The organism is Pseudomonas sp. P4_C8, assembly GCF_056401975.1.
The window spans coordinates 1-591 of sequence record NZ_JBFUIH010000128.1 but is presented as its reverse complement, the minus strand read 5'-3'; the positions used below and the strand labels follow the sequence as shown (position 1 = coordinate 591).

General features: G+C 60.9%; 1 protein-coding gene. It reads right to left on the bottom strand.

What is annotated here, in order from left to right:
* The coding region (locus AC1DWM_RS30180) for an Ig-like domain-containing protein (protein ID WP_477796903.1) at window positions 1-591 on the bottom strand (591 nt) is incomplete at both ends.

Here is a 591-nt window from a genome sequence, read left to right as displayed (position 1 = left end):
GCAACATGGTCTTCATCGACAGTGTTGGTATCCGCTGTCAGGACGCTCGGGTCATTGACCGGAGTGACGCTGATATTCAGCGTGCTGGTGGAACCGGTGTTGGTGGTGTAGGTGACGGTCGGCACGGTGCCGTTGTAGTTGGAGTCCGGAGTAAAGGTGTAAGCACCGTTCGCCCCGATCACCAGGGTGCCGACGTTGGCGATGATCGCCGGGACGCCTGCGGTGTACTCGGTGCCGCCAACCGTGAAGGTGGCCACGCTCAGGAGATTATCCACATCGTGGTCGTTGGTCAGCACGTTACCGGTTGCAACATGGTCTTCATCGACAGTATTGGTGTCCGCGGTCAGGACGCTCGGGTCATTGACCGGAGTGACGCTGATATTCAGCGTGCTGGTGGAACCGGTGTTGGTGGTGTAGGTGACGGTCGGCACGGTGCCGTTCCAGTTATCCACCGGGGTAAAGGTGTAAGCACCATTCGCCCCGATCACCAGGGTGCCGACGTTGGCGATGATCGCCGGGACGCCTGCGGTGTACTCGGTGGCGATGATCGCCGGGACGCCTGCGGTGTACTCGGTGCCGCCAACCGTGAAG